This is a genomic window from Citrobacter sp. Cpo090, from assembly GCF_030332665.1.
In the GTDB taxonomy this organism is placed as follows: Bacteria; Pseudomonadota; Gammaproteobacteria; order Enterobacterales; family Enterobacteriaceae; genus Citrobacter; species Citrobacter portucalensis.
In genome coordinates this window covers 440,180-461,659 of the sequence record NZ_JAOWHK010000030.1, presented here as the reverse complement: position 1 = coordinate 461,659, position 21,480 = coordinate 440,180, and the positions used below count along the sequence as shown (strand labels likewise).

Annotated in this window: 21 protein-coding genes; 9 read left to right on the top strand and 12 right to left on the bottom strand. The window is 53.5% G+C overall.

The genetic code is table 11. From position 1 onward, the window contains the following. Positions 1-37 precede the first annotated feature (37 nt). Positions 38-907 carry a phosphoribulokinase gene (locus OGY83_RS14930; RefSeq protein ID WP_008786301.1) on the top strand — a complete coding sequence of 290 codons (870 nt, stop codon included), beginning with the start codon at positions 38-40 and terminating at the stop codon, positions 905-907. A gap of 98 nt (positions 908-1,005) precedes the next feature. Here the strand turns inward: OGY83_RS14930 and OGY83_RS14925 are convergent, their stop codons facing one another. Then, positions 1,006-1,410, bottom strand: a complete 405-nt coding sequence (locus OGY83_RS14925) for an OsmC family protein (protein WP_003023611.1) — start codon at positions 1,408-1,410, stop codon at positions 1,006-1,008. Between the two features lie 308 nt (positions 1,411-1,718). Here OGY83_RS14925 and crp point away from each other — a divergent pair, with 308 nt between their 5' ends. Then, the gene (gene crp, locus OGY83_RS14920) at positions 1,719-2,351 is read left to right on the top strand and encodes a cAMP-activated global transcriptional regulator CRP (RefSeq protein ID WP_000242758.1); all 633 of its coding nucleotides are present in this window, start codon (positions 1,719-1,721) and stop codon (positions 2,349-2,351) included. Between the two features lie 51 nt (positions 2,352-2,402). Continuing rightward, the gene (locus OGY83_RS14915) at positions 2,403-4,490 is read left to right on the top strand and encodes a YccS/YhfK family putative transporter (protein ID WP_286636209.1); all 2,088 of its coding nucleotides are present in this window, start codon (positions 2,403-2,405) and stop codon (positions 4,488-4,490) included. A 91-nt stretch (positions 4,491-4,581) separates the two neighbouring features. On the opposite strand, the gene argD is transcribed toward OGY83_RS14915, so the two are convergent. The 5 genes from argD to ppiA form a co-directional block, all read right to left on the bottom strand. Beyond that, on the bottom strand, positions 4,582-5,799 hold the full coding sequence (gene argD, locus OGY83_RS14910) for a bifunctional acetylornithine/succinyldiaminopimelate transaminase (RefSeq protein ID WP_286636200.1): 1,218 nt from the start codon (positions 5,797-5,799) through the stop codon (positions 4,582-4,584). An 85-nt stretch (positions 5,800-5,884) separates the two neighbouring features. Further along, complete coding sequence (pabA, locus tag OGY83_RS14905) at positions 5,885-6,448, bottom strand: aminodeoxychorismate synthase component 2 (RefSeq protein ID WP_123268775.1); 564 nt, start codon at positions 6,446-6,448, stop codon at positions 5,885-5,887. Between the two features lie 31 nt (positions 6,449-6,479). Beyond that, entirely contained in the window at positions 6,480-7,082 is a 603-nt protein-coding gene (locus OGY83_RS14900; RefSeq protein WP_286636198.1) for a putative adenosine monophosphate-protein transferase Fic, read from the bottom strand. Next, positions 7,072-7,239, bottom strand: coding sequence for a FicA/YhfG family antitoxin (ficA, locus tag OGY83_RS14895; RefSeq protein WP_003827708.1), 168 nt, complete (start codon positions 7,237-7,239; stop codon positions 7,072-7,074). Before ficA ends, OGY83_RS14900 begins: the two co-directional genes overlap by 11 nt. Before the next feature lie 106 nt (positions 7,240-7,345). Then, positions 7,346-7,918, bottom strand: a complete 573-nt coding sequence (gene ppiA, locus OGY83_RS14890) for a peptidylprolyl isomerase A (RefSeq protein WP_003023595.1) — start codon at positions 7,916-7,918, stop codon at positions 7,346-7,348. Positions 7,919-8,182: 264 nt separating this feature from the next. Here ppiA and tsgA point away from each other — a divergent pair, with 264 nt between their 5' ends. From tsgA to OGY83_RS14860, 6 genes are all read left to right on the top strand, one after another. Continuing rightward, a complete protein-coding gene (tsgA, locus tag OGY83_RS14885; RefSeq protein WP_032945197.1) occupies positions 8,183-9,364 on the top strand; it encodes an MFS transporter TsgA in 1,182 nt (393 codons plus the stop codon). A gap of 271 nt (positions 9,365-9,635) precedes the next feature. Further along, complete coding sequence (nirB, locus tag OGY83_RS14880) at positions 9,636-12,179, top strand: NADPH-nitrite reductase large subunit (protein WP_003023592.1); 2,544 nt, start codon at positions 9,636-9,638, stop codon at positions 12,177-12,179. Next, a complete protein-coding gene (gene nirD, locus OGY83_RS14875) occupies positions 12,176-12,502 on the top strand; it encodes a nitrite reductase small subunit NirD (RefSeq protein WP_003023590.1) in 327 nt (108 codons plus the stop codon). Before nirB ends, nirD begins: the two co-directional genes overlap by 4 nt. 199 nt (positions 12,503-12,701) lie before the next feature. Further along, positions 12,702-13,505 (top strand): nitrite transporter NirC, encoded by an 804-nt coding sequence (nirC, locus tag OGY83_RS14870; RefSeq protein ID WP_137370395.1) that lies wholly within the window; start codon positions 12,702-12,704, stop codon positions 13,503-13,505. 26 nt (positions 13,506-13,531) lie between these two features. Next, a complete protein-coding gene (cysG, locus tag OGY83_RS14865; protein ID WP_286636195.1) occupies positions 13,532-14,905 on the top strand; it encodes a siroheme synthase CysG in 1,374 nt (457 codons plus the stop codon). A 268-nt stretch (positions 14,906-15,173) separates the two neighbouring features. Beyond that, positions 15,174-15,344 (top strand): YhfL family protein, encoded by a 171-nt coding sequence (locus OGY83_RS14860; protein WP_003827690.1) that lies wholly within the window; start codon positions 15,174-15,176, stop codon positions 15,342-15,344. 68 nt (positions 15,345-15,412) lie between these two features. Here OGY83_RS14860 and OGY83_RS14855 read toward each other — a convergent pair whose 3' ends face one another. From OGY83_RS14855 to OGY83_RS14830, 6 genes are read right to left on the bottom strand one after another with little or no spacing between them, the layout of a single operon-like run. Then, the gene (locus OGY83_RS14855) at positions 15,413-16,507 is read right to left on the bottom strand and encodes an aminotransferase class I/II-fold pyridoxal phosphate-dependent enzyme (protein ID WP_191234583.1); all 1,095 of its coding nucleotides are present in this window, start codon (positions 16,505-16,507) and stop codon (positions 15,413-15,415) included. Positions 16,508-16,519: 12 nt separating this feature from the next. After that, positions 16,520-17,824, bottom strand: coding sequence for a YhfT family protein (locus OGY83_RS14850; protein ID WP_123268779.1), 1,305 nt, complete (start codon positions 17,822-17,824; stop codon positions 16,520-16,522). Positions 17,825-17,835: 11 nt separating this feature from the next. Beyond that, complete coding sequence (locus OGY83_RS14845; protein WP_003023576.1) at positions 17,836-18,189, bottom strand: DUF2620 domain-containing protein; 354 nt, start codon at positions 18,187-18,189, stop codon at positions 17,836-17,838. Between the two features lie 10 nt (positions 18,190-18,199). Next, a complete protein-coding gene (locus tag OGY83_RS14840) occupies positions 18,200-19,078 on the bottom strand; it encodes a phosphotriesterase-related protein (protein ID WP_286636193.1) in 879 nt (292 codons plus the stop codon). Next, on the bottom strand, positions 19,075-20,301 hold the full coding sequence (locus OGY83_RS14835) for a phosphopentomutase (RefSeq protein ID WP_286636192.1): 1,227 nt from the start codon (positions 20,299-20,301) through the stop codon (positions 19,075-19,077). The genes OGY83_RS14840 and OGY83_RS14835 overlap by 4 nt, the downstream gene beginning before the upstream one ends. Continuing rightward, on the bottom strand, positions 20,301-21,464 hold the full coding sequence (locus OGY83_RS14830) for a YhfX family PLP-dependent enzyme (protein ID WP_286636191.1): 1,164 nt from the start codon (positions 21,462-21,464) through the stop codon (positions 20,301-20,303). The genes OGY83_RS14835 and OGY83_RS14830 overlap by 1 nt, the downstream gene beginning before the upstream one ends. Positions 21,465-21,480 lie beyond the last annotated feature (16 nt).

The window sequence follows — 21,480 nt, the reverse complement described above, 5'->3', positions numbered from 1 at the left end:
GACTTTACTATAATTACAACCATTTCATGGAGTTGTTATGTCTGCCAAACATCCGGTGATTGCGGTAACAGGATCCAGCGGCGCGGGGACCACCACCACCAGCCTCGCGTTTCGTAAAATTTTCGCGCAGTTAAATCTGCGCGCCGCCGAGGTGGAAGGTGACAGTTTTCATCGCTATACCCGTCCGGAAATGGATATGGCGATTCGCAAAGCGCGCGATGCCGGGCGGCATATCAGCTATTTTGGCCCCGAGGCTAATGACTTCGGCTTGCTGGAACAAACCTTCATCGAATACGGTCAGACGGGCAAAGGCCAGTCGCGAAAATATCTGCATACTTACGATGAGGCCGTACCGTGGAACCAGGTTCCGGGGACTTTTACGCCCTGGCAGCCACTGCCTGAACCGACGGATGTCCTGTTTTATGAAGGACTGCACGGCGGCGTCGTCACTCCACAGCAAAACGTAGCCCGGCACGTCGATCTGCTGGTTGGCGTGGTGCCGATCGTAAACCTGGAATGGATCCAGAAGCTGACCCGCGATACCAGCGAGCGCGGACACTCGCGTGAAGCGGTGATGGACTCGGTGGTGCGCTCAATGGACGATTACATCAATTACATCACTCCGCAGTTTTCCCGGACACATATTAACTTCCAGCGCGTACCGACCGTCGATACTTCCAATCCCTTTGCCGCCAAAAGCATTCCATCACTGGATGAAAGCTTTGTCGTGATTCATTTTCGTAATCTGGAAGGGATTGATTATCCCTGGCTACTGGCCATGCTGCAGGGCTCATTCATTTCCCATATCAATACGTTAGTCGTACCGGGTGGCAAAATGGGTCTGGCGATGGAGTTGATTATGCTGCCGCTGGTGCAACGACTGATGGAAGGTAAGAAGATAGAGTGAGGTGTGGAAAGTGCCCGATGACGCTTCGCTTATCGGGCCTACGAATCAACATCATCCTGTAGGCCGGATAAGGCAATGCCGCCATCCGGCATCAGAGATTACGCAGCAACCACTTCATAGGAATGGGTAATGTTCACCGCCTTTTCCAGCATCAACGCCACGGAGCAGTATTTTTCCGCAGAAAGATCGACGGCGCGCGCGACGGACGCATCTTTCAGATCGTTACCCGTTACGATGAAATGCAGGTTGATGTGGGTAAACAGGCGCGGCGCTTCATCGCGGCGCTCTGAAGTCAGCTTCACTTCGCAGTTGGTCACATCCTGACGACCCTTTTGCAGGATCGACACCACGTCAATTGCGCTACAACCGCCAGCAGCCATTAATACCATTTCCATCGGGCTCGGCGCTTTATCACCGGAGTTACCGTCCATCAAAATTTGGTGGCCAGAGGCGGACTCACCGAGGAAGGTTAACCCCTCAACCCACTTTACACGCGCTTGCATATTTCGTAACTCCAATGTTTCAATTTTCCTGACAGATTACGCGCACATAACAATTCTCGCAACGGAAGGCGACCTGCGTCATGCTGAAGCGAGACACCAGGAGACACACGGCGAAAGCTATGCTAAAACAGACGGGATGCTACAGTAATACATTGACGTACTGCATGTATGCAGAGGACATCACATTACAGGCTGCAGTTTATTTTTGACAGCCCCTTTCCCAGGTAGCGGGAAGCATATTTTTGCAAACCCAGAGGCAGCGTCGTTTTCTGGCTCTGGAGACAGCTTATAACAGAGGATAACCGCGCATGGTGCTTGGCAAACCGCAAACAGACCCGACTCTCGAATGGTTCTTGTCTCATTGCCATATTCATAAGTACCCATCGAAGAGCACGCTGATTCACCAGGGTGAAAAAGCGGAAACGTTGTATTACATCGTTAAAGGCTCCGTGGCAGTGCTGATCAAAGATGAAGAAGGGAAAGAAATGATCCTTTCTTATCTGAATCAGGGCGATTTTATTGGTGAATTAGGCCTCTTCGAAGAAGGTCAGGAACGTAGCGCCTGGGTACGTGCCAAAACCGCATGTGAAGTCGCTGAAATTTCCTACAAAAAATTTCGCCAATTAATCCAGGTCAACCCGGATATTCTGATGCGCCTGTCTTCTCAGATGGCTCGTCGTCTGCAGGTCACGTCTGAAAAAGTGGGCAACCTTGCCTTCCTCGACGTAACCGGTCGTATCGCGCAGACTCTGCTGAATCTGGCGAAACAGCCTGACGCGATGACACACCCGGACGGCATGCAGATTAAAATCACCCGTCAGGAAATCGGCCAGATCGTTGGCTGCTCCCGTGAGACCGTCGGTCGTATTCTGAAGATGCTGGAAGATCAGAACCTGATCTCCGCACACGGTAAGACCATCGTCGTCTACGGCACGCGTTAACCCCATCGAAGTGGCGCGTTACCCAGTAATGCGCCACTTTTGTTTGCACCGATGTGGCGAAGACTGATATACCACCCAGAGATCAACTACGCACTACGACAAACGCTGGTGCTATGTTTACCTGTGGCTGTTGGTCTGATCATCGGTCAGCTTCATTTGGGGCTTCTCTTTTCCCTCGTCCCTGCCTGCTGCAACATTGCCGGTCTTGATACCCCGCACAAGCGCTTTTTCAAACGCTTAGTCATTGGTGCATCGCTGTTTGCCGGGTGCAGTTTGATCATGCAGCTACTGCTTGCGCAAACTATACCGCTGCCATTGATCCTCACCGGCCTGACGCTGATTCTTGGCGTAACCGCCGAGCTAAGCCCTTTGCATGCGCGATTACTGCCAGCCTCGCTTATCGCGGCGATTTTCACGCTCAGCCTGGCCGGGAATATGCCCGTCTGGGAGCCGTTGCTGATCTACGCGCTGGGCACGTTATGGTATGGCCTGTTTAACTGGTTCTGGTTCTGGATGTGGCGCGAGCAACCGCTCCGCGAATCGCTCAGTTTGTTATATCGTGAATTAGCCGATTACTGTGAGGCCAAGTACAGCATGCTGACCCAGCATGCCGACCCAGAAAAAGCGCTACCTCCCCTGCTGGTTCGCCAACAAAAGGCCGTGGATCTGATTACCCAGTGCTATCAGCAAATGCATATGTTGTCGGCGCATCACAACAACGAATACAAACGCCTGCTGCGTGCCTTTCAGGAGGCGCTGGATTTACAGGAACATATTTCCGTTAGCCTCCACCAGCCAGAAGAAGTGCAAAAACTGGTTGAGCGCAGCCACGCCGAACAGGTGATTCGCTGGAACGCGCGTACCGTCGCCGAACGCCTTCGGGTACTGGCCGATGATATTTTGTATCACCGCTTGCCAACCCGTTTCTCGATGGAAAAGCAGATTGGTACGCTGGAGAAAATCGCCAGGCAGCATCCGGACAATCCGGTGGGACAATTTTGCTACTGGCACTTCAGCCGTATTGCCCGCGTACTACGTACCCAGCGCCCGCTGTATGCCCGTGACTTAATGGCTGACAAGCAGCGTCGGTTGCCGCTGATCCCTGCCCTGAAAAACTACCTGTCGTTGAAATCCCCGGCGCTGCGCAACGCCGGACGCATCAGCGTTATGTTGAGCATCGCCAGCCTGATGGGCAGCGCCTTACACCTGCCAAAGCCTTACTGGATTTTGATGACAATCCTGTTTGTTACGCAAAATGGCTACGGGGCGACCCGGGTGCGCATCTTACATCGTTCCGTAGGTACGCTCGTTGGACTGGTTATTGCCGGCGTCACGTTGCACTTTCATATTCCTGAAGGTTTCACGCTGGCGGCCATGCTGCTGATCACCCTGGTGAGTTATCTGATCATCCGCAAAAACTACGGCTGGGCTACCGTCGGTTTTACGGTAACGGCGGTATACACCTTGCAACTGCTGACGCTGAACGGGGAACAGTTTATCGTACCGCGGTTTGTTGACACGGTAATAGGCTGCTTAATCGCCTTTGGCGGCACGCTTTGGCTGTGGCCACAGTGGCAGAGCGGCCTGCTGCGTAAGAACGCCCACGATGCGTTGGAAGCCGACCAGGAGGCTATTCGCGTGATCCTCAGCAACGATCCGCAGGCTACACCGCTGGCGTATCAACGCATGCGGGTCAACCAGACGCAAAACACGCTGTTCAACTCGCTGAACCAGGCAATGCAGGAGCCGGGATTTAACTCGCACTACCTGGCAGATATGAAACTGTGGGTCACGCACAGCCAGTTCATCGTCGAACACATCAACGCGATGACTACGCTGGCAAGGGAACATACGATGCTGACGCCGGATTTGGCGCAGCGGTATCTGGAATCCTGCGAAATCGCGCTCCAGCGCTGTCAGCAGCGACTGGAATATGATGGGCCGGGAAGCTCCGGAGATGTGAATATTCTCGAAGCGCCAGAGATGCTGTCCCACGGTCCGTTAAGCACCCTGGAGCAGCATCTACAAAGGGTATTAGGGCATCTGAATACCATGCACACCATTTCGTCGGTTGCATGGCGTCAGCGACCGCACCACGGGATCTGGCTGAGCCGTCGGTTACGGGATATGAAGGGCTAAGATCGACTGCCGGATGCGCTACGCTTATCCGGCCTACGAATCACACCTTACCCTGTAGGCCGGATAAGGCGCTCGCGCCGCCATCCGGCAATCAGCCCACCACCTTCGCTACCGCCTGCGCGAAGCGCTGCATCCCTTCATCGATATCCGCCTGCTCTACCACCAGTGACGGCGCGAAACGCATTACGTCCGGCCCGGCGTTCAGCACCATCACCCCTTCGTGCGCGGCGGCATAGAGGAAATCGCGCGCCCGGCCTTTAAACTGCGGCTTCAACTCGGCGCCAATCAGCAGCCCCATCCCGCGAATATCGCTGAAAATATCGAACTGTTGATCAATCTTGTGCAAATGCTGGACAAACGTCTGACGTTTGGCCTGAATGCCTTCCAGCACTTCCGGCGTGTTGATGATATCAAACGCTGCCCCCGCTACCGCGCAGGCCAGCGGGTTGCCGCCGTAAGTGGATCCGTGCGAGCCCACGTGGAATGCGGAGGCAATCTCCTGAGTGGTCAACACCGCGCTTACCGGGAAGCCGCCGCCGAGCGCCTTCGCGCTGGTGAGGATATCCGGCGTCACGCCGTAGTGCATATAGGCAAACAAATCGCCGGTACGCCCCATCCCGCACTGCACTTCATCAAATACCAACAGCGCCTGGTGCTGATCACAAAGCTCACGTAAACCTTGCAGGAATTCCGGCGTTGCCGCAGTGACGCCACCTTCTCCCTGAATAGGCTCAACCACCACCGCGCAGGTGTGATCGTCCATCACCGCTTTGACCGCATGCAGATCGTTAAACGGGACATGGATGATATCCGCTGGCTTTGGTCCAAAGCCGTCGGAGTATTTCGGCTGCCCACCAACGGATACGGTAAAAAGCGAACGGCCGTGAAACGCATTATGGAAGGCAATGATTTTGGTTTTGAACGGGCTATGACGCACGCAGGCATAGTGGCGCGCCAGCTTAAAGGCGGTTTCGTTGGCTTCGGTACCGGAGTTCATGAACAGCACGCGCTCGGCAAAGGTCGCATCAATGATTTTACGGCCTAAGCGCAACGCCGGTTCGTTGGTGAAAACGTTGCTGGTATGCCACAGGGTTTCGCCCTGGATTTTTAACGCCTCAACCAGCGCCGGATGGCAATGCCCTAGCGCGGTCACTGCAATGCCGCCCGCGAAATCAACATACTCTTTGCCCTGTTGATCCCACACTCGACTCCCTTTTCCTTTTACCGGGATAAACTCAGCCGGTGCATAAATCGGCAGAATCACTTCATCGAATGTCGCGCGCGTAATTGCAGTTTGTTCAGTTGCCATGTCATTACCACCCTGTTAAGCAGAAATGCTAGTGAAATTATAATCACAAAATATGAATAAAAAATCACTGAATAGCAACCACAAATCAGCGATTGAGAAAATTAGCCAGCAACTGATGTCCCTGTTCGCTGAGAATACTCTCTGGGTGAAACTGCACCCCTTCCATATCCCACTCACGGTGACGAATGCCCATAATCTCCTGCGTTTCACTCCATGCTGTCACCTCAAAGCACTCGGGAAGCGTCTCAGGAGCAACCACCAGAGAATGGTAGCGCGTTACCGTTAATGGGTTGGCGAGTCCCTGAAAAACACCCTGCCCGTTATGGGTAATCGGCGAGGTTTTACCGTGCATCACTTTAGCCGCCCGAACCACGCTCGCGCCAAAGGCCTGAGCCATCGCCTGGTGGCCAAGACAAACACCCAGCAGCGGAATCTTACCCGCGAAATGACGAATAACTTCCAGCGAAATACCGGCGTCATCCGGCGTACAGGGTCCAGGGGAAATCACGATTTTTTGCGGGTTCAGCACGTTGATTTGCGCCAGCGTCAGCTCGTCGTTGCGCCGGACAAGGACATCAGCGCCCAGTTCGCAGAAGTATTGGTACAGGTTCCAGGTAAAAGAATCATAGTTATCGATAAGCAGGATCATGGCGGCTCCGGTACATAAGAACCGCGCTATTCTACTCAGTTTCCGGGGCTTCGCTTACCACTTTACGAAATATCGCCCGCAGTGCAGACAGGTCACCCATCGCCCCGCTCTGATTAGCCTGATTCCACTCCTCAACCGGAATGCCATCCCAGCTCAGCATATACCCGGCATGAATCGCTAACTGTTCGAAGAAAATACGCTGCGCCAGGCCGCTGCCAATGCGAAACGGATGCAGCACATTGATTTCGCAATAATAGTGCGCAAGACGATCGACAAACTTGTCTTCCGGAGATCCCACCAGCCAGGACTCGTCTTCCAGGTCCTGCATCAGCGCATTGCCCTCTTTCTCGATATAAGCGAAATGGCAAAAGCGAGTATCGCCCTGGTAGATATCGACTTCGCGCAGGTGTCCGGCCCAGTCAAAAACATCCCGATACAGCTGGCGATGAATGGCGCACAGATGCGGTAAGCCCCGTTTAAGCGGCCCCAATTCGATAGTCGCCGCACGCAGCGCCGTCAGTTCATAAGCCGCCTGAGCCAAACGCTGCGCCTGATGGATCCCCAGACGGTTACGCATGACATTCAGGCCCGGATATAAATATGGGTCGCGCCCATCACCGAATTTATCGCTCATAGTGCCTCCTCAGTTCCTCAAGACGCGCCAGGGCGTCTTCAGCACTCAGAGTAACCCGTGGAATATCTACGCCTTCCAGCCGTCGGCTGGCCTGGAAATTGGCGTTTCGCCGTTGTTCCCATAGCCTGGACTTTTGTTTATCGGTGAGTTTTTTCACGTGACCTCCCTGAATGAGCCGACACTTGCCACAAGTATAAGCAGCAATTTCGGGTTACGCAGAGAGAGGGGGGAACGCGGGCAAGAACTACCCGCGCAAAATACGATTACGGCAGGACTTTAGCAGAAAGGATAACAATCGGTTTTGACGGGACATTCTGGTATGGACCGACATCATGGGTCTGTACCTGAGAGATCTTATCCGCGACATCCATACCTTTCACAACTTTACCGAAAACAGCGTAGCCAAAGTCGCGCTGGCCGTGATCGAGGAAAGCGTTGTCTGCAATATTGATAAAGAACTGGCTGGTCGCGCTGTCTTTATCCGCTGTACGCGCCATAGCAATCGTGCCGCGGGTGTTACGCAGTCCGTTATCGGCTTCATTCTTGATTGGCGGGTTAGGTTTCTTCTGCTGCATCTGCTCGGTAAAACCGCCGCCCTGCACCATGAAGCCAGGGATCACACGGTGGAACGTGGTGTTGTTATAGAAACCACTGTTGACATAATCGACAAAGTTTTGCACTGAAACCGGGGCTTTCTGACTGTTCAGCTCCAGCTCAATGTTACCAGCAGAGGTTGTCAGCAGGACATGCGGGTCACCTTTTGCTGCCAGTGCTGCGGGAGAGAGAGCAGAAAGAGCGAGAACAGCTGCAACAGCCGCCAGAGTCGATTTGAGCATGAGAATTCCTTAACAAGAGCAGAAATGAAGCAAGTGAATTGATTCTAAAGAGCCTTCAAGGACAAGGCCATCCCTTTACTTAATTTTACGTACTTGAAACAAATGTAACTTTATCGCCTCACGATCCAATGCGATCCAGATCACATAAAAAAATGTAACGGAGCTATAAATTACCAATAAACATTTAAATGCGTCACTAAAGCGCCTAAAATCTGCCCGCTCACGGCGCAGTCAATGCGCCTTACACTTCTATACAGGCCAGTCATGACTAACAGCAATCGCATCAAGCTCACATGGATTAGCTTTCTCTCCTACGCCCTGACAGGTGCGTTGGTAATTGTCACCGGGATGGTGATGGGAAACATCGCAGATTACTTCCATTTGCCCGTTTCCAGCATGAGTAACACCTTCACCTTCCTGAATGCCGGCATTCTGATCTCTATCTTTCTGAATGCATGGTTAATGGAAATCGTGCCACTGAAAACCCAGTTGCGCTTCGGCTTTATCCTGATGGTACTGGCCGTTGCCGGACTGATGTTCAGCCATAGTCTGGCCTTGTTCTCAGCCGCCATGTTTGTATTGGGTCTGGTAAGCGGTATTACCATGTCGATTGGTACGTTTCTGGTAACTCAAATGTACGAAGGTCGCCAGCGCGGTTCACGCCTGCTGTTTACTGACTCCTTCTTCAGCATGGCTGGTATGATTTTCCCGATGGTTGCCGCGTTCCTGTTAGCGCGCAGCATCGAATGGTATTGGGTCTATGCCTGCATCGGCCTCGTATACGTCGCCATTTTCCTGCTGACCTTCGGTTGTGAATTCCCGGCACTGGGTAAACACGCTCAGCAGTCAGACGCGCCGGTAGTAAAAGAAAAATGGGGGATTGGCGTGCTGTTTCTGGCGATCGCCGCACTGTGCTACATCCTCGGTCAGTTGGGCTTTATCTCCTGGGTTCCGGAATACGCCAAAAGTCTGGGCATGAGCCTGAACGATGCGGGTAAACTGGTCAGCGACTTCTGGATGTCTTACATGGTTGGCATGTGGGCATTTAGCTTTATTCTGCGTTTCTTCGATTTGCAGCGCATCCTGACCGTACTGGCGGGTCTGGCTACCGTCCTGATGTATCTGTTTATCACCGGTACACCAGAGCATATGCCGTGGTTTATTATGACGCTGGGCTTCTTCTCCAGCGCGATTTATACCACCATCATTACCCTTGGCTCCCAGCAGACGAAGGTTGCCTCACCCAAACTGGTTAACTTCGTTCTGACCTGCGGCACCATTGGCACCATGCTCACTTTCGTCGTCACCGGCCCTATCGTGGCACACAGCGGCCCGCAGGCGGCATTGCAAACAGCTAACGGCTTGTATGCGGTTGTATTCGTGATGTGCTTTATTCTTGGGTTTGTCACGCGTCATCGCCAGCATAACGCCCCAGCAACGCATTAATCTGACCGCCGGATGGTATCCACGTCATCCGGCACATTCTCGCCCTCCTCTTCTTTCACTGGTCATGTAGGCCAATTCTTACAAAAACCCTTTAATTTGTACGTTATTCATACAAACACGAAAACCCAAATAATTCCGTCACTTATAAAAATGCTGACAAATCAGTTATATACCTCTTAAGGAGTATATAAGGGCGAATTTGATTTGTATCAATAAGCGCGGTAGCTGAATCGTTAAGGTAGGCAGTAATAGAAAAGAAATCGAGGCAAAAATGAGCAAAGTCAGACTCGCTATTATCGGTAATGGTATGGTCGGCCATCGCTTTATTGAGGATCTTCTTGATAAATCCGACGCTGCCAATTTTGATATTACCGTCTTCTGTGAAGAACCCCGCAAAGCGTACGACCGTGTACACCTGTCTTCCTACTTCTCCCACCACACCGCCGAAGAGCTTTCCTTGGTGCGTGAAGGATTCTACGAGAAGCACGGCGTTAAGGTGTTAGTGGGCGAGCGCGCAATTACCATTAACCGCCAGGAGAAGGTGATCCACTCCAGCGCCGGTCGTACGGTTTACTACGATAAGCTGATCATGGCGACGGGCTCTTACCCGTGGATCCCGCCGATTAAAGGTTCAGAAACCCAGGACTGCTTCGTTTACCGTACTATCGAAGACCTCAACGCCATTGAGTCTTGCGCACGCCGCAGCAAACGCGGTGCCGTGGTCGGCGGTGGCCTGCTGGGCCTGGAAGCCGCCGGTGCGCTGAAAAGCCTCGGCGTTGAAACCCACGTGATTGAATTCGCCCCAATGCTGATGGCTGAACAGCTGGATCATATGGGTGGCGAGCAGTTACGTCGCAAAATTGAAAGCATGGGCGTGCGTGTGCACACCAGCAAAAACACCAAAGAGATCGTTCAGGAAGGCACCGAAGCGCGCAAAACCATGCGTTTTGCCGACGGTAGCGAACTGGAAGTCGATTTCATCGTCTTCTCTACCGGTATTCGTCCACGCGACAAACTGGCCACCCAGTGCGGCCTGGACGTCGCGCCACGCGGCGGTATCGTCATTAACGACACCTGCCAGACATCTGACCCGGACATCTATGCCATCGGCGAATGCGCCAGTTGGAACAACCGCGTGTATGGTCTGGTCGCTCCAGGATACAAAATGGCGCAGGTTGCCGTTGACCATATTCTCGAAACCGAAAACGCCTTTGAAGGCGCGGACCTGAGCGCCAAGCTGAAGCTGCTCGGCGTGGACGTCGGCGGGATTGGCGACGCGCATGCGCGCACGCCGGGCGCACGTAGCTATGTCTATCTCGACGAAAGCAAAGAAGTCTACAAACGCCTGATCGTTAGCGAAGATAACAAAACCCTGCTCGGCGCGGTTCTGGTGGGCGACACCAGCGATTACGGCAATCTGCTGCAGCTGGTGCTGAACGCCATCGAACTGCCGGAAAATCCAGATTCACTGATTCTGCCAGCACACGCGGGCAGCGGTAAACCGTCTATCGGTGTCGATAAACTGCCGGACAGCGCGCAGATTTGCTCCTGCTTTGATGTCACCAAAGGCATGCTGGTTGCCGCTATCAACAAAGGCTGCCATACCGTTGCGGCGCTGAAAGCGGAAACCAAAGCCGGTACCGGTTGCGGCGGGTGTATCCCACTGGTAACGCAGGTCTTGAACGCCGAACTGGCGAAACAGGGTATCGAAGTTAACAACAACCTGTGTGAACACTTCCCGTACTCACGTCAGGAACTGTTCCATCTCATCCGCGTAGAAGGCATCAAAACCTTCGAAGAGCTGCTGGCAAAACACGGGAAAGGTTACGGCTGCGAAGTTTGTAAACCTACCGTAGGTTCCCTGCTGGCTTCCTGCTGGAATGAGTACATCCTCAAACCGCAGCACACCCCGTTGCAGGATACCAACGACAACTTCCTGGCGAACATCCAGAAAGACGGTACCTACTCCGTGATCCCGCGCTCTGCGGGTGGCGAAATTACTCCTGAAGGCCTGGTGGCTGTGGGCCGTATCGCGCGTGAATTTAACCTGTACACCAAAATTACCGGTTCTCAGCGTATCGGTCTGTTCGGCGCGCAGAAAGATGACCTGCCGGAAATCTGGCGTCAGCTGATTGAAGCCGGTTTTGAAACCGGTCACGCGTATGCCAAAGCGCTGCGTATGGCGAAAACCTGCGTAGGCAGCACCTGGTGCCGTTACGGCGTCGGCGATAGCGTGGGCTTCGGCGTGGAGCTGGAAAATCGCTACAAAGGCATTCGTACCCCGCACAAAATGAAATTCGGCGTCTCCGGCTGTACCCGTGAATGTGCGGAAGCCCAGGGTAAAGACGTGGGTATCATCGCTACTGAGAAAGGCTGGAACCTGTACGTTTGCGGTAACGGCGGGATGAAACCTCGTCATGCAGACCTGCTGGCAGCAGATATCGATCGCGAAACGCTGCTCAAGTACCTTGACCGCTTCATGATGTTCTACATCCGTACTGCCGACAAACTGACCCGTACCGCACCGTGGTTAGACAATCTGGAAGGCGGTATCGAGTATCTGAAGTCCGTCATCATCGACGACAAGCTGGGTCTGAATCAGCATCTTGAAGAAGAGATGGCCCGTCTGCGTGAAGCAGTGGTCTGCGAGTGGACAGAAACCGTTAACACCCCATCTGCGCAGGTTCGCTTCAAACACTTTATCAACAGCGATAAACGCGATCCGAATGTCCAGGTTGTACCTGAACGTGAACAACATCGTCCGGCCACGCCTTATGAGCGTATCCCGGTGACTCTGGTGGAGGAAAACGCATGAGCCAGTGGAAAAACATCTGCAAAATCGATGACATTCTGCCTGCAACAGGCGTCTGCGCCCTGTTAGGTAACGAGCAGGTTGCGATTTTCCGCCCGTATCACAGCGACCAGGTGTTTGCGATCAGCAACATCGACCCATTCTTTGAGTCCAGCGTGCTTTCTCGTGGGCTGATAGCTGAACATCAAGGCGAATTGTGGGTTGCCAGCCCGCTGAAAAAACAGCGTTTTCGCTTAAGCGACGGTCTGTGCATGGAAGACGAACAGTTCTCCGTGAAACATTACGAAGCGCGAGTGAAAGACGGCACGGTGCAACTGCGCGGTTAATAAATTTTTGGGAGGCGCAACGCCTCCCCTTTTTTGTATTTTTTTTCATTTTCATTGTTATCACAAAATCATTTGTACTGCATCGCGGCGGCAACTGAGCAAATCCCCAGGAGCATAGTTCACTATGTGACTGGGGTGAGCGAGGGCAGCCAACAAAGAGGCAGGGCAAAGGATGAAGTGAGAAAAGGATAATCAACACATGTTCACAGACACTATCAATAAGTGTGCGGCTAACGCTGCGCGCATCGCACGCCTGTCGGCTAATAACCCGCTCGGATTCTGGATCAGTTCGGCAATGGCAGGAGCCTATGTGGGTCTCGGCATCATTCTTATTTTCACCCTCGGTAATCTGCTCGACCCGTCCGTTCGTCCTCTGGTAATGGGTGCAACCTTTGGTATTGCCTTAACGCTGGTTATTATCGCCGGTTCTGAACTGTTCACCGGACACACGATGTTCCTGACGCTTGGCGTTAAAGCGGGCACCATCAGTCACGGTCAGATGTGGGCAATTCTGCCAAAAACCTGGCTGGGTAACCTGGTCGGTTCCGTGTTTGTCGCCCTGCTTTACAGCTGGGGTGGCGGTAGCCTGCTGCCGGTCGATACCAGCATCGTCCATTCGGTTGCTCTGGCGAAAACGACCGCGCCTGCGATGGTTTTGTTCTTTAAAGGCGCGCTATGTAACTGGTTGGTTTGTCTGGCTATCTGGATGGCAATCCGTACCGAAGGCGCGGCAAAATTCCTCGCTATCTGGTGGTGTCTGCTGGCGTTTATTGCTTCCGGCTACGAGCACTCCGTTGCCAACATGACGCTGTTTGCCCTCTCCTGGTTCGGCCATCACAGCGAAGCCTATACCCTGTCAGGAATTGGTCATAACCTGCTGTGGGTGACACTCGGTAATACTTTGTCCGGTGTCGTATTCATGGGATTAGGTTATTGGTATGCTACGCCAAAATCGGAGCGTCCTGTTCCGGCAAAAATCAACCAAGCTGAGAATCTGGCATAACAGCCAAATAATTAAGGGGTAATGTAGTGGATCATTTGCCTATATTTTGTCAACTACGTGACCGCGACTGCTTGATCGTCGGCGGTGGTGATGTCGCAGAACGCAAAGCGCGGTTACTGCTGGAAGCAGGCGCCCGTTTGACGGTTAATGCGCTGGCGTTTATTCCGCAGTTCAAAGTATGGGCAGATGAAAACATGCTGACGCTGGTTGAGGGGCCGTTCGATGAGTCCCTGCTGGACACCTGCTGGCTGGCTATTGCCGCCACCGATGACGATGCCGTCAACCAAAGCGTCAGCACCGCCGCAGAATCACGTCGTATTTTCTGCAACGTAGTCGATGCGCCAAAAGCAGCCAGTTTTATCATGCCCTCCATTATCGACCGCTCACCGCTGATGGTGGCGGTCTCCTCCGGCGGGACATCACCAGTGCTTGCCCGTCTGCTGCGTGAAAGGCTTGAATCCGTACTGCCTCAGCATTTGGGCCAGGTCGCGCAGTATGCCGGCAAGTTGCGCTCCCGCGTGAAGAAACAGTTTGCCAGCATGGGTGAACGTCGCCGCTTCTGGGAAAAATTATTCGTAAATGACCGCCTGGCGCAGTCGTTGGCGAACAATGACCTGAAAGCCGTCGAGGAAACCACCGAGCAATTGCTCAGCGAACCGCTGGATCACCGTGGTGAAGTGGTGCTGGTTGGCGCCGGTCCTGGCGATGCCGGCCTGCTGACACTGAAAGGGCTACAGCAGATCCAGCAAGCGGATGTCGTAGTCTATGACCGTCTGGTTTCCGACGACATCATGAACCTTGTACGCCGCGATGCAGACCGGGTGTTCGTAGGGAAACGTGCGGGCTATCACTGCGTACCGCAGGAAGAGATCAACCAGATCCTGCTGCGTGAAGCACAACAGGGCAAGCGCGTGGTACGACTGAAAGGTGGCGACCCGTTCATCTTTGGCCGCGGTGGCGAAGAGCTGGAAACGCTGTGCCATGCCGGTATTCCATTCTCTGTAGTGCCGGGTATTACCGCAGCTTCCGGTTGTTCCGCCTATTCCGGCATTCCGCTGACCCATCGTGATTACGCCCAGAGCGTACGTCTGGTTACCGGACACCTGAAAACCGGTGGAGAACTGGACTGGGAAAACCTGGCGGCAGAAAAACAGACGCTGGTGTTCTACATGGGACTGAATCAGGCAGCCACCATCCAGGAAAAACTGATTGAATTTGGCATGCAGCCCAATATGCCCGTCGCGCTGGTAGAAAACGGGACTTCCGTGAAGCAACGCGTCGTCAATGGGGTACTGACACAGCTCGGCGAGCTGGCACAACAGGTTGAAAGCCCGGCGCTAATTATTGTTGGTCGTGTGGTAGGCCTGCGCGATAAGCTGAACTGGTTCTCGAATCATTAATTGAATGCTAATAAATGCCCTGATATTCAGGGCATTTATTTATCACCCAGCAGATATAAATAATAAACGAAAGTCGCTATATCCCTCTCCAGAAATACAACCATTAATCATTAATCAAAATATAACTACCCTACAATCTAATTCATTAATTATATAAAGCTAGCCATGTCTTTATCCGGACTACTTAAAATTTATTTTAGTTGATATCTTAACCGCCGAGAAATGGACTTCATCCATTTTAAAATAGATATCTTACAAGGATTTTAACATGCTGAAATTTGCAAAAATCACCTTAGTTGCTGGTGTTCTGGCTACGCTTACCGCGTGTACTGGTCATATCGAAAACACAAAAAATAACTGCAGCTACGATTACTTCCTGCATCCAGCAATTTCGATTTCTAAAATTATTGGTGGCTGTGGTCCGGCTGCAAATCAGTAATAAAAGCGATTGCGCAGATACAAAAAAACCGGGAATCTCCCGGTTTTTTGCATTTATAGATTCGATGCTCATTCACATGTTATCGCACTCACACTCTCGCGCAAAATACGCAGCACGGTCTGTTCTCCACTTCTGTTTGGATTAATACGGATCGCATAATCTCCCAGCGATGGATTTGCTTCGCGAAACGTCCCCGAAAGACGATAGAACAGTGGAGGGATCTCATACTTTGACTCTGCTCCCACCGGGTATGGCAGCGCACCTCTCTCTTGCGCCGCCTTCAGCACACGGGCAGCAATCGGCTGGTGAAACTCCACGATTAGCACCTTCGACTGGGCATTGGCGATGACGGCTTTTTTCACCTCGGGCAGCGCTCCGCTATTGAGCATCGCCAGCAACCGTTCGGAAACGCCAGCCTGTACCGCATGCATCACCGGAGCGAAAACCAGTCCACGAAGTACCTCCAGCGCCTGCCCTCCCTGAATCTGGCTGCCGCCGGAATAAAGTGTCGCACGGATTTTAGCGATAACCTCCGCTTTGCCGACAACCGCCCCTACGCCTTCCGGGCCGAAGAGTTTAAAGCACGAAAAGGTAGACAGTGTAGCCCCACATTCACAGCCAATACCGTCAACTTTCATCACCGCGTAGTTATCGTCGGTTAACGTCGGTACGCCGCACCGCGCAATTTCCGCCAACACCTCGGCTAACACGTAACGATCCTGCGGTTGCTGACGCGTGTGCTGCACCAGCGCGGCATCAGGGCGATGCTCCGTAATGACCTGCTTTATGGCCTTAAGATCGTTGAAATCTGCCCTGACGAGAATAATGCCCATCTGCTCGATGAGCACCTGTGTCGTAGGATACACTGGCGCGTCATGAACCAGCAGCCGCTGGCCGGGTTTGAGCAGCGCAGCCAGCCCGACGCGAATAGCCCCGGTGCCTGCCCCCTGAACCAGCGCTGCGGCCTCAGCATGAAACGCCTCGGCCAACACCTTTTCCACACGCTGCGTGACCCGAGGCTGATTCAGCCCCGGGGCCAGCCCCAAATCACCCCCCGCCAGAAAATCAGCGCCAGGAAAGTGACGGCAGAGCGTATCCACCAGCGCAAACTGCTTTTGCTGTGCTTGTGCGAGCGTCAGGCTTTGCAGAGGGAACGTCTTCATGCTTTAGCCTCCTCAGGCCGGAACAAACAGACCAAACCAGTAGAGAATATTCAGCACAATACCGGTGATCATCACCGCTACGACCGGGGCAGCCATCTTCTGGACCGGACGCCCTATCGATTCGTTGAGGAAGTAAATCGCCACCGCAATCGAGAATCCGGTATAACCTGCCATCTTGATAGCGGCAAAGATCGAGCCGACCAGCAGCGCCATTTCCATCAGCATATTCATTGCATTACGAATATTGTCCGATGCGTTACGCACTGACGGATAACGGCCCAGCCATTTGCCGATGGAACGCAGCAGCAGCACTTCCGCTGAAATCACGATCGCGCCAAGGATTGCCGCAATCCACGGGTTCGGCGCCAGATAGCCAACGGAGAAGACGAAGGTGAAACCGGCTACCGCATAAACTCCCGTCGCCAGCGCCGTTGTCGCAATCATCGGTACAAAACCCAGCCCGCGCATAAACTCCGCCAGGGCAGCCTGGTTCACCAGCGTCTGCGACTGCTCCGGCGTAATCCCTGCCGAATAAGCTTTTTCCAGCGTAAAAATTGAGACTTCGCTGCCAGCGAAAATCTTCATACTGGCGACGGCGGCAATCAGTGCGCCGACAATGGCGATGTACGGCAGGTTTTTAATAATCCGCGAGGTTCGTTCTTCAAAGACCGATAACCCGCTGGCATCCATCTCTTCATCGCCACGGTGGCGAATATCATGCGTAATGGCAATCGCCAGCAGCATCATCATCCCCACAAAAATCTCAATTGATTCCGGGTTCAAATGCGGGAAGTAACGCACCACCACCACGCGGGTCATCAGTACCACCACCGCCGCGATAATGCTGTGCTTCCAGCCGAACTGGTAGAAAATCGCCACCAGCGGGAAAAGTGCGAATGCGGAAACCACCGGAGAACTCAGCTCACCGAGGCTACCCAGTACATCTACCGGCAGCGCCGTGAGCAGATGGTTCACCGGCAACAGGCAGGTCAGAATCAATATGCCCCAGATAGCGCCCAGACCGAACGCCAACAGGCTGTTCATCGCCAGCACGCCGAGAATATCCGTCGGCAGGAACAGCAGCCAGGCGTTGAGCAAGCCGGTTTTCAGGGTAAAGGAGATCCCAACCGACGCCACAAAGCCAATACTCAGACCAAACGCGATACTTCCCGCCTCACGGCGGTTCATATACCCCTCGATTAGCTGCGGCAGAATCGGACGGATACCGTCATGAAAGACGGCCGCCGAGCGATGTGCCAGAAGTGACGTCATGCCGGTCAGGCAGGCCACCACCACAATCTGAATATACAGATCCATAGTCATGCCTTTTATTTCAGATGGTTAACCAGCATCGGAATCGCATGTTCAACATGTTCGACGGAGAGACCAAAAGCCACTTTCCCTTCCGCAACCATTTTTGCGATATGTTCGTCTTTCGCCTTAATACCCGGCTTGGCAATAGTGCAGCTTTTGTTGTAGCCAATCACCGCAATGGCAATCGACAGCGCTGCGCCCGCGCCGGTGTTACAAGCGCCAATGTAGTAATCCAGCTGTCCGGATTTCACCTTCATCGCCGCTTCCATATCGTTATGAATGGAGACTTCAAAGCAGCCCGGAGCTGCGGTTTCGATGGTCTTTTTAATCTGCTCACGCTGTAAGCCAGCAACGCCAATCTTCTTCATGATTCTGTCCTTATTGGAAAAATTGTGAGGGGTTATCACGTAACATCGTGTCCACATCGGCCTGGCTGAATCCTGACTGGCGCAACTGTGGGATAAAAGTGGTTAACAGGTAGTCGTAGCCATTGCCGCCATTGGCTTTTAAATGCGAGCGGCGGGTAATGTCCATGGAGAGCATCACGCGATTAAGCAGCCCGCGATTACGTAGCGCGTGCAACATGCCAATGCGTTTCTCGTCGGGGTAATAGCTGTTTTTACCGATGGTATCGAACTGCACATACGCGCCGAGATCGATCATGCGTAAGATATTGTCGAGATTATCTTTCAGGTCACAGTGACCAACGGTTACGCGAGAAAGGTCGACGCCGTGCGCCTGCAGCAGCAGCAGCTGTTCCAGGCCCATCGTGCTAAAAGAGGTGTGGGTCGAGATGGGACGTCCGGTTTCGATATGCGCCCGTGCCGCGGCGATAAATACCTTCTCTTCAAGCGGCGTAATCACCCCTTCGCTGGAACCAATTTCGGCGATAATTCCGGCCTTCAATTCAGTGTCATCAATACCGATGACAATCTCATCGACCATCTCCTGTGCGAGCTGTTCCACGCTGCGGGCCGCGACATGTTCAGGAAAGAACGCATCCTGGTAATAGCCTGTGCACGCCATCACATTGATTCCGGTATCGTGCATCAGGTCGAGCATGAATTGCGGATTACGCCCCATATAGCGGTTGGTCATCTCAATAATGTTGCTGACGCCTAACGCCCGGAGATCCTTCATTTCCTGACAAATGAGATCGTACTGATCTAACCGGCAGTCGAGATTATTCTTGAACCCGGAGAGATCAATATGCAGATGTTCGTGGACCCAGGTGTAGCCCGTCGGATCAAAATTCATAAGGTGTCTCCTGTAAGGCGTAATGCCGAAAGAAAAGAGCTGCCGTTTTGTGGTGCCGCCGCGCCGAAAAATTCGCATACCGTAGCGCCAACGTCCGATAACGTCGCCCGGACGCCTAATTGCGCAGGCTCCAGCCCCTGCCGATACACCAGAACCGGTACAACTTCCCGGGTATGGTGGCTGTGACCGATGGTCGGATCGTTGCCGTGATCGGCCATAACCACCAGACAGTCATTTGGATCCATCGCGGCCAGAAGGCGTGAAAGATTAAGATCAACAAGCTGCAGCCGTTCGGCATAACGTGCTACGTCTTCAGCGTGCCCGGCGAGATCGGTTTCCTGAATGTTGGTACAGATAAATACCGTCGATTCCGCGTTAAATTCGTTAAGCGTGATATCCATGATCTGCTGACTATCCACCAGGTTTTGCCAGCTGCGTCCGTGCGGATTACCAACGATGTCCGCCACTTTACCGACCAGCACGGTAGGGATCCCGGCGTCATGCAGTTTTTGCGGTACCTGTACCTGTTCATCTACGCCAAAACCCATATGCCTGACCTGGAAGCCATTTTCATAGGCGCCGGAACGTGGAGCGTTAATGCCGATAAAGCGTCCCTCTTTGGTCTCGGCGGCATCCAGAATGCGCTGGCTGTCTGCAAGCTGACCGCCAAACGCAATCACGCGCCCAACCTGAACCTGCTCACGCACCACGCGGCCTATCTTTAGCACCTCATCAAACGGGATAACGGCAAGATTGGCGGTAATGTTGTAGACCTGACCTAAATCCGCTTCGAGGTTATCGCCCACTGCAACCGCATCGTTGACCCAAAGAAACGCCAGATCGCCGCCGCGACGTTCCACCTGCCAGCCCGCGGCTTTCAGCGCTTGCTCAACGCTATCAATGACGTCGCTAAATGGCATCCGCAGCGGAGCTTGAGGTTGCGTGCCTAAAATCTCCTGATGGCCCATAAAGGTATCTCCCCCTTCATGCTGTAGCTCTGCAACGCCCCAGACTGCCGATGCTGAAGGTTTCATCACGCCCGGCGCAAAGCCCAGAGCGTTAATCAGCCCCAACTTCTCAAGCGTCGGCAGGCGTAACTGCGGGAGTTCGCCCAGGATATGGCCGCAGGTATTCGCTCCCGCATCCTGCGGCCTGACCAGCGTGACGTCTTTCATTGCGCCAACGCCAAAACTGTCGATTACTAACACCACGAATCGGGCCATTAGTCCTCCAGAATATTGCCGAGACTGTCGTAACGCGCGACGATTTCAGCTGCACCGCGCTGAATACCCGATACCAGCACCACGTCGCTACGCGTCACGAAGATCTGGGTGCGAAAACAGAAGATCACCGCGCTGCTCACCGGAAATTCCCCGGCAACAGGCAGGTAGTAGTCAATGCTGCTGTCGTCCACGGGTTTGAGCTTCGCGGCTATTGGGTCGTCATTTTCCGGCGTAAAGACCAGCGCATTATGCGCATGACCGCGACGGTAATAACCCCCGCCGTAGCAATAACTGTCTCCGCGAAACGTGTGCGATACCTCGCTCAGCCACAGCATCGCAATGCGTTCCGGCTGGTCGCCTTTTTGATTGGAAGGAATAGTGCCTGTCAGCGCATGACCCGGCTCCGCATGGGTGACGCCGTATTCCGCCAGCAGAGGGAGTGACGAACAGCTACTGGCTGACGGCGCATTCAACTGCTCAATGGCAATCCCGGCTTCCGCCAACTGACGTCGGGCATTCACCAGTGTGTGCAGATTAGGTGTCGGCATCGTCTGCGCTGAGTTTTCATCCCATAACAGGCAGGGAAAATGGGTCAACCCGCTCAGGCGTAAGCCCGGCAGCCTGCGAATTTCATTGACCACATCCGTCAGGTACATCAGCGGAAAGCCGCTTTCCTGCCCCGGATAGAGAAAATCATCCTTGTCGTACACCTTCAGCATCACGTTCTGTTCGCAGCCGGCCTTCACCGCCGCAGCGGAAACTTCGCGTGCTTTCTCCAGCGAGAACAACGTGATGACCTCGGTGCCCTGCGCCACAGCATCATTGACCAGCCGCGACGGGATCTGCACCAGATGTCCCTGATGCGCAACCGGCAGCCCGGCACGGCGCATGACGCGACTCTCCTTGTAATCAACAACCACGATGCCTTCATAGCCAAGCTGTAACAGCTTCTCCGCCAGCCACGGGTTACGTCCAACCTGTTTGGTCATCAGATACAGCGATATGCCATGTTGTCTGGCAACATCCAGCAGGCGTTTGCCATTCTCAATAACCTGGTCAACATCAATGACCCAACTGTCAGGTGCGATCTTTCCCTGCTGCCACAACGCGATAGCAGCCGAGATAAGCGCGGGGTTCTGGCGTTTCAATGCCTCTATAAACATTTCTCTGCCTCGTTTC

Coding starts and splice junctions, on each gene's coding strand:
- pabA (WP_123268775.1), bottom strand. CDS start 6,448: ATGATCCTGCTTATCGATAACTATGATTCTTTTACCTGGAACCTGTAC.
- OGY83_RS14855 (WP_191234583.1), bottom strand. CDS start 16,507: ATGAAGACGTTCCCTCTGCAAAGCCTGACGCTCGCACAAGCACAGCAA.
- OGY83_RS14840 (WP_286636193.1), bottom strand. CDS start 19,078: ATGAATTTTGATCCGACGGGCTACACCTGGGTCCACGAACATCTGCAT.
- OGY83_RS14845 (WP_003023576.1), bottom strand. CDS start 18,189: ATGAAGAAGATTGGCGTTGCTGGCTTACAGCGTGAGCAGATTAAAAAG.
- tsgA (WP_032945197.1), top strand. CDS start 8,183: ATGACTAACAGCAATCGCATCAAGCTCACATGGATTAGCTTTCTCTCC.
- argD (WP_286636200.1), bottom strand. CDS start 5,799: ATGGCAACTGAACAAACTGCAATTACGCGCGCGACATTCGATGAAGTG.
- nirB (WP_003023592.1), top strand. CDS start 9,636: ATGAGCAAAGTCAGACTCGCTATTATCGGTAATGGTATGGTCGGCCAT.
- nirC (WP_137370395.1), top strand. CDS start 12,702: ATGTTCACAGACACTATCAATAAGTGTGCGGCTAACGCTGCGCGCATC.
- OGY83_RS14900 (WP_286636198.1), bottom strand. CDS start 7,082: ATGAGCGATAAATTCGGTGATGGGCGCGACCCATATTTATATCCGGGC.
- OGY83_RS14925 (WP_003023611.1), bottom strand. CDS start 1,410: ATGCAAGCGCGTGTAAAGTGGGTTGAGGGGTTAACCTTCCTCGGTGAG.
- nirD (WP_003023590.1), top strand. CDS start 12,176: ATGAGCCAGTGGAAAAACATCTGCAAAATCGATGACATTCTGCCTGCA.
- OGY83_RS14835 (WP_286636192.1), bottom strand. CDS start 20,301: ATGGCCCGATTCGTGGTGTTAGTAATCGACAGTTTTGGCGTTGGCGCA.
- ppiA (WP_003023595.1), bottom strand. CDS start 7,918: ATGCTCAAATCGACTCTGGCGGCTGTTGCAGCTGTTCTCGCTCTTTCT.
- OGY83_RS14930 (WP_008786301.1), top strand. CDS start 38: ATGTCTGCCAAACATCCGGTGATTGCGGTAACAGGATCCAGCGGCGCG.
- OGY83_RS14915 (WP_286636209.1), top strand. CDS start 2,403: ATGTGGCGAAGACTGATATACCACCCAGAGATCAACTACGCACTACGA.
- OGY83_RS14860 (WP_003827690.1), top strand. CDS start 15,174: ATGCTGAAATTTGCAAAAATCACCTTAGTTGCTGGTGTTCTGGCTACG.
- crp (WP_000242758.1), top strand. CDS start 1,719: ATGGTGCTTGGCAAACCGCAAACAGACCCGACTCTCGAATGGTTCTTG.
- OGY83_RS14830 (WP_286636191.1), bottom strand. CDS start 21,464: ATGTTTATAGAGGCATTGAAACGCCAGAACCCCGCGCTTATCTCGGCT.
- OGY83_RS14850 (WP_123268779.1), bottom strand. CDS start 17,824: ATGGATCTGTATATTCAGATTGTGGTGGTGGCCTGCCTGACCGGCATG.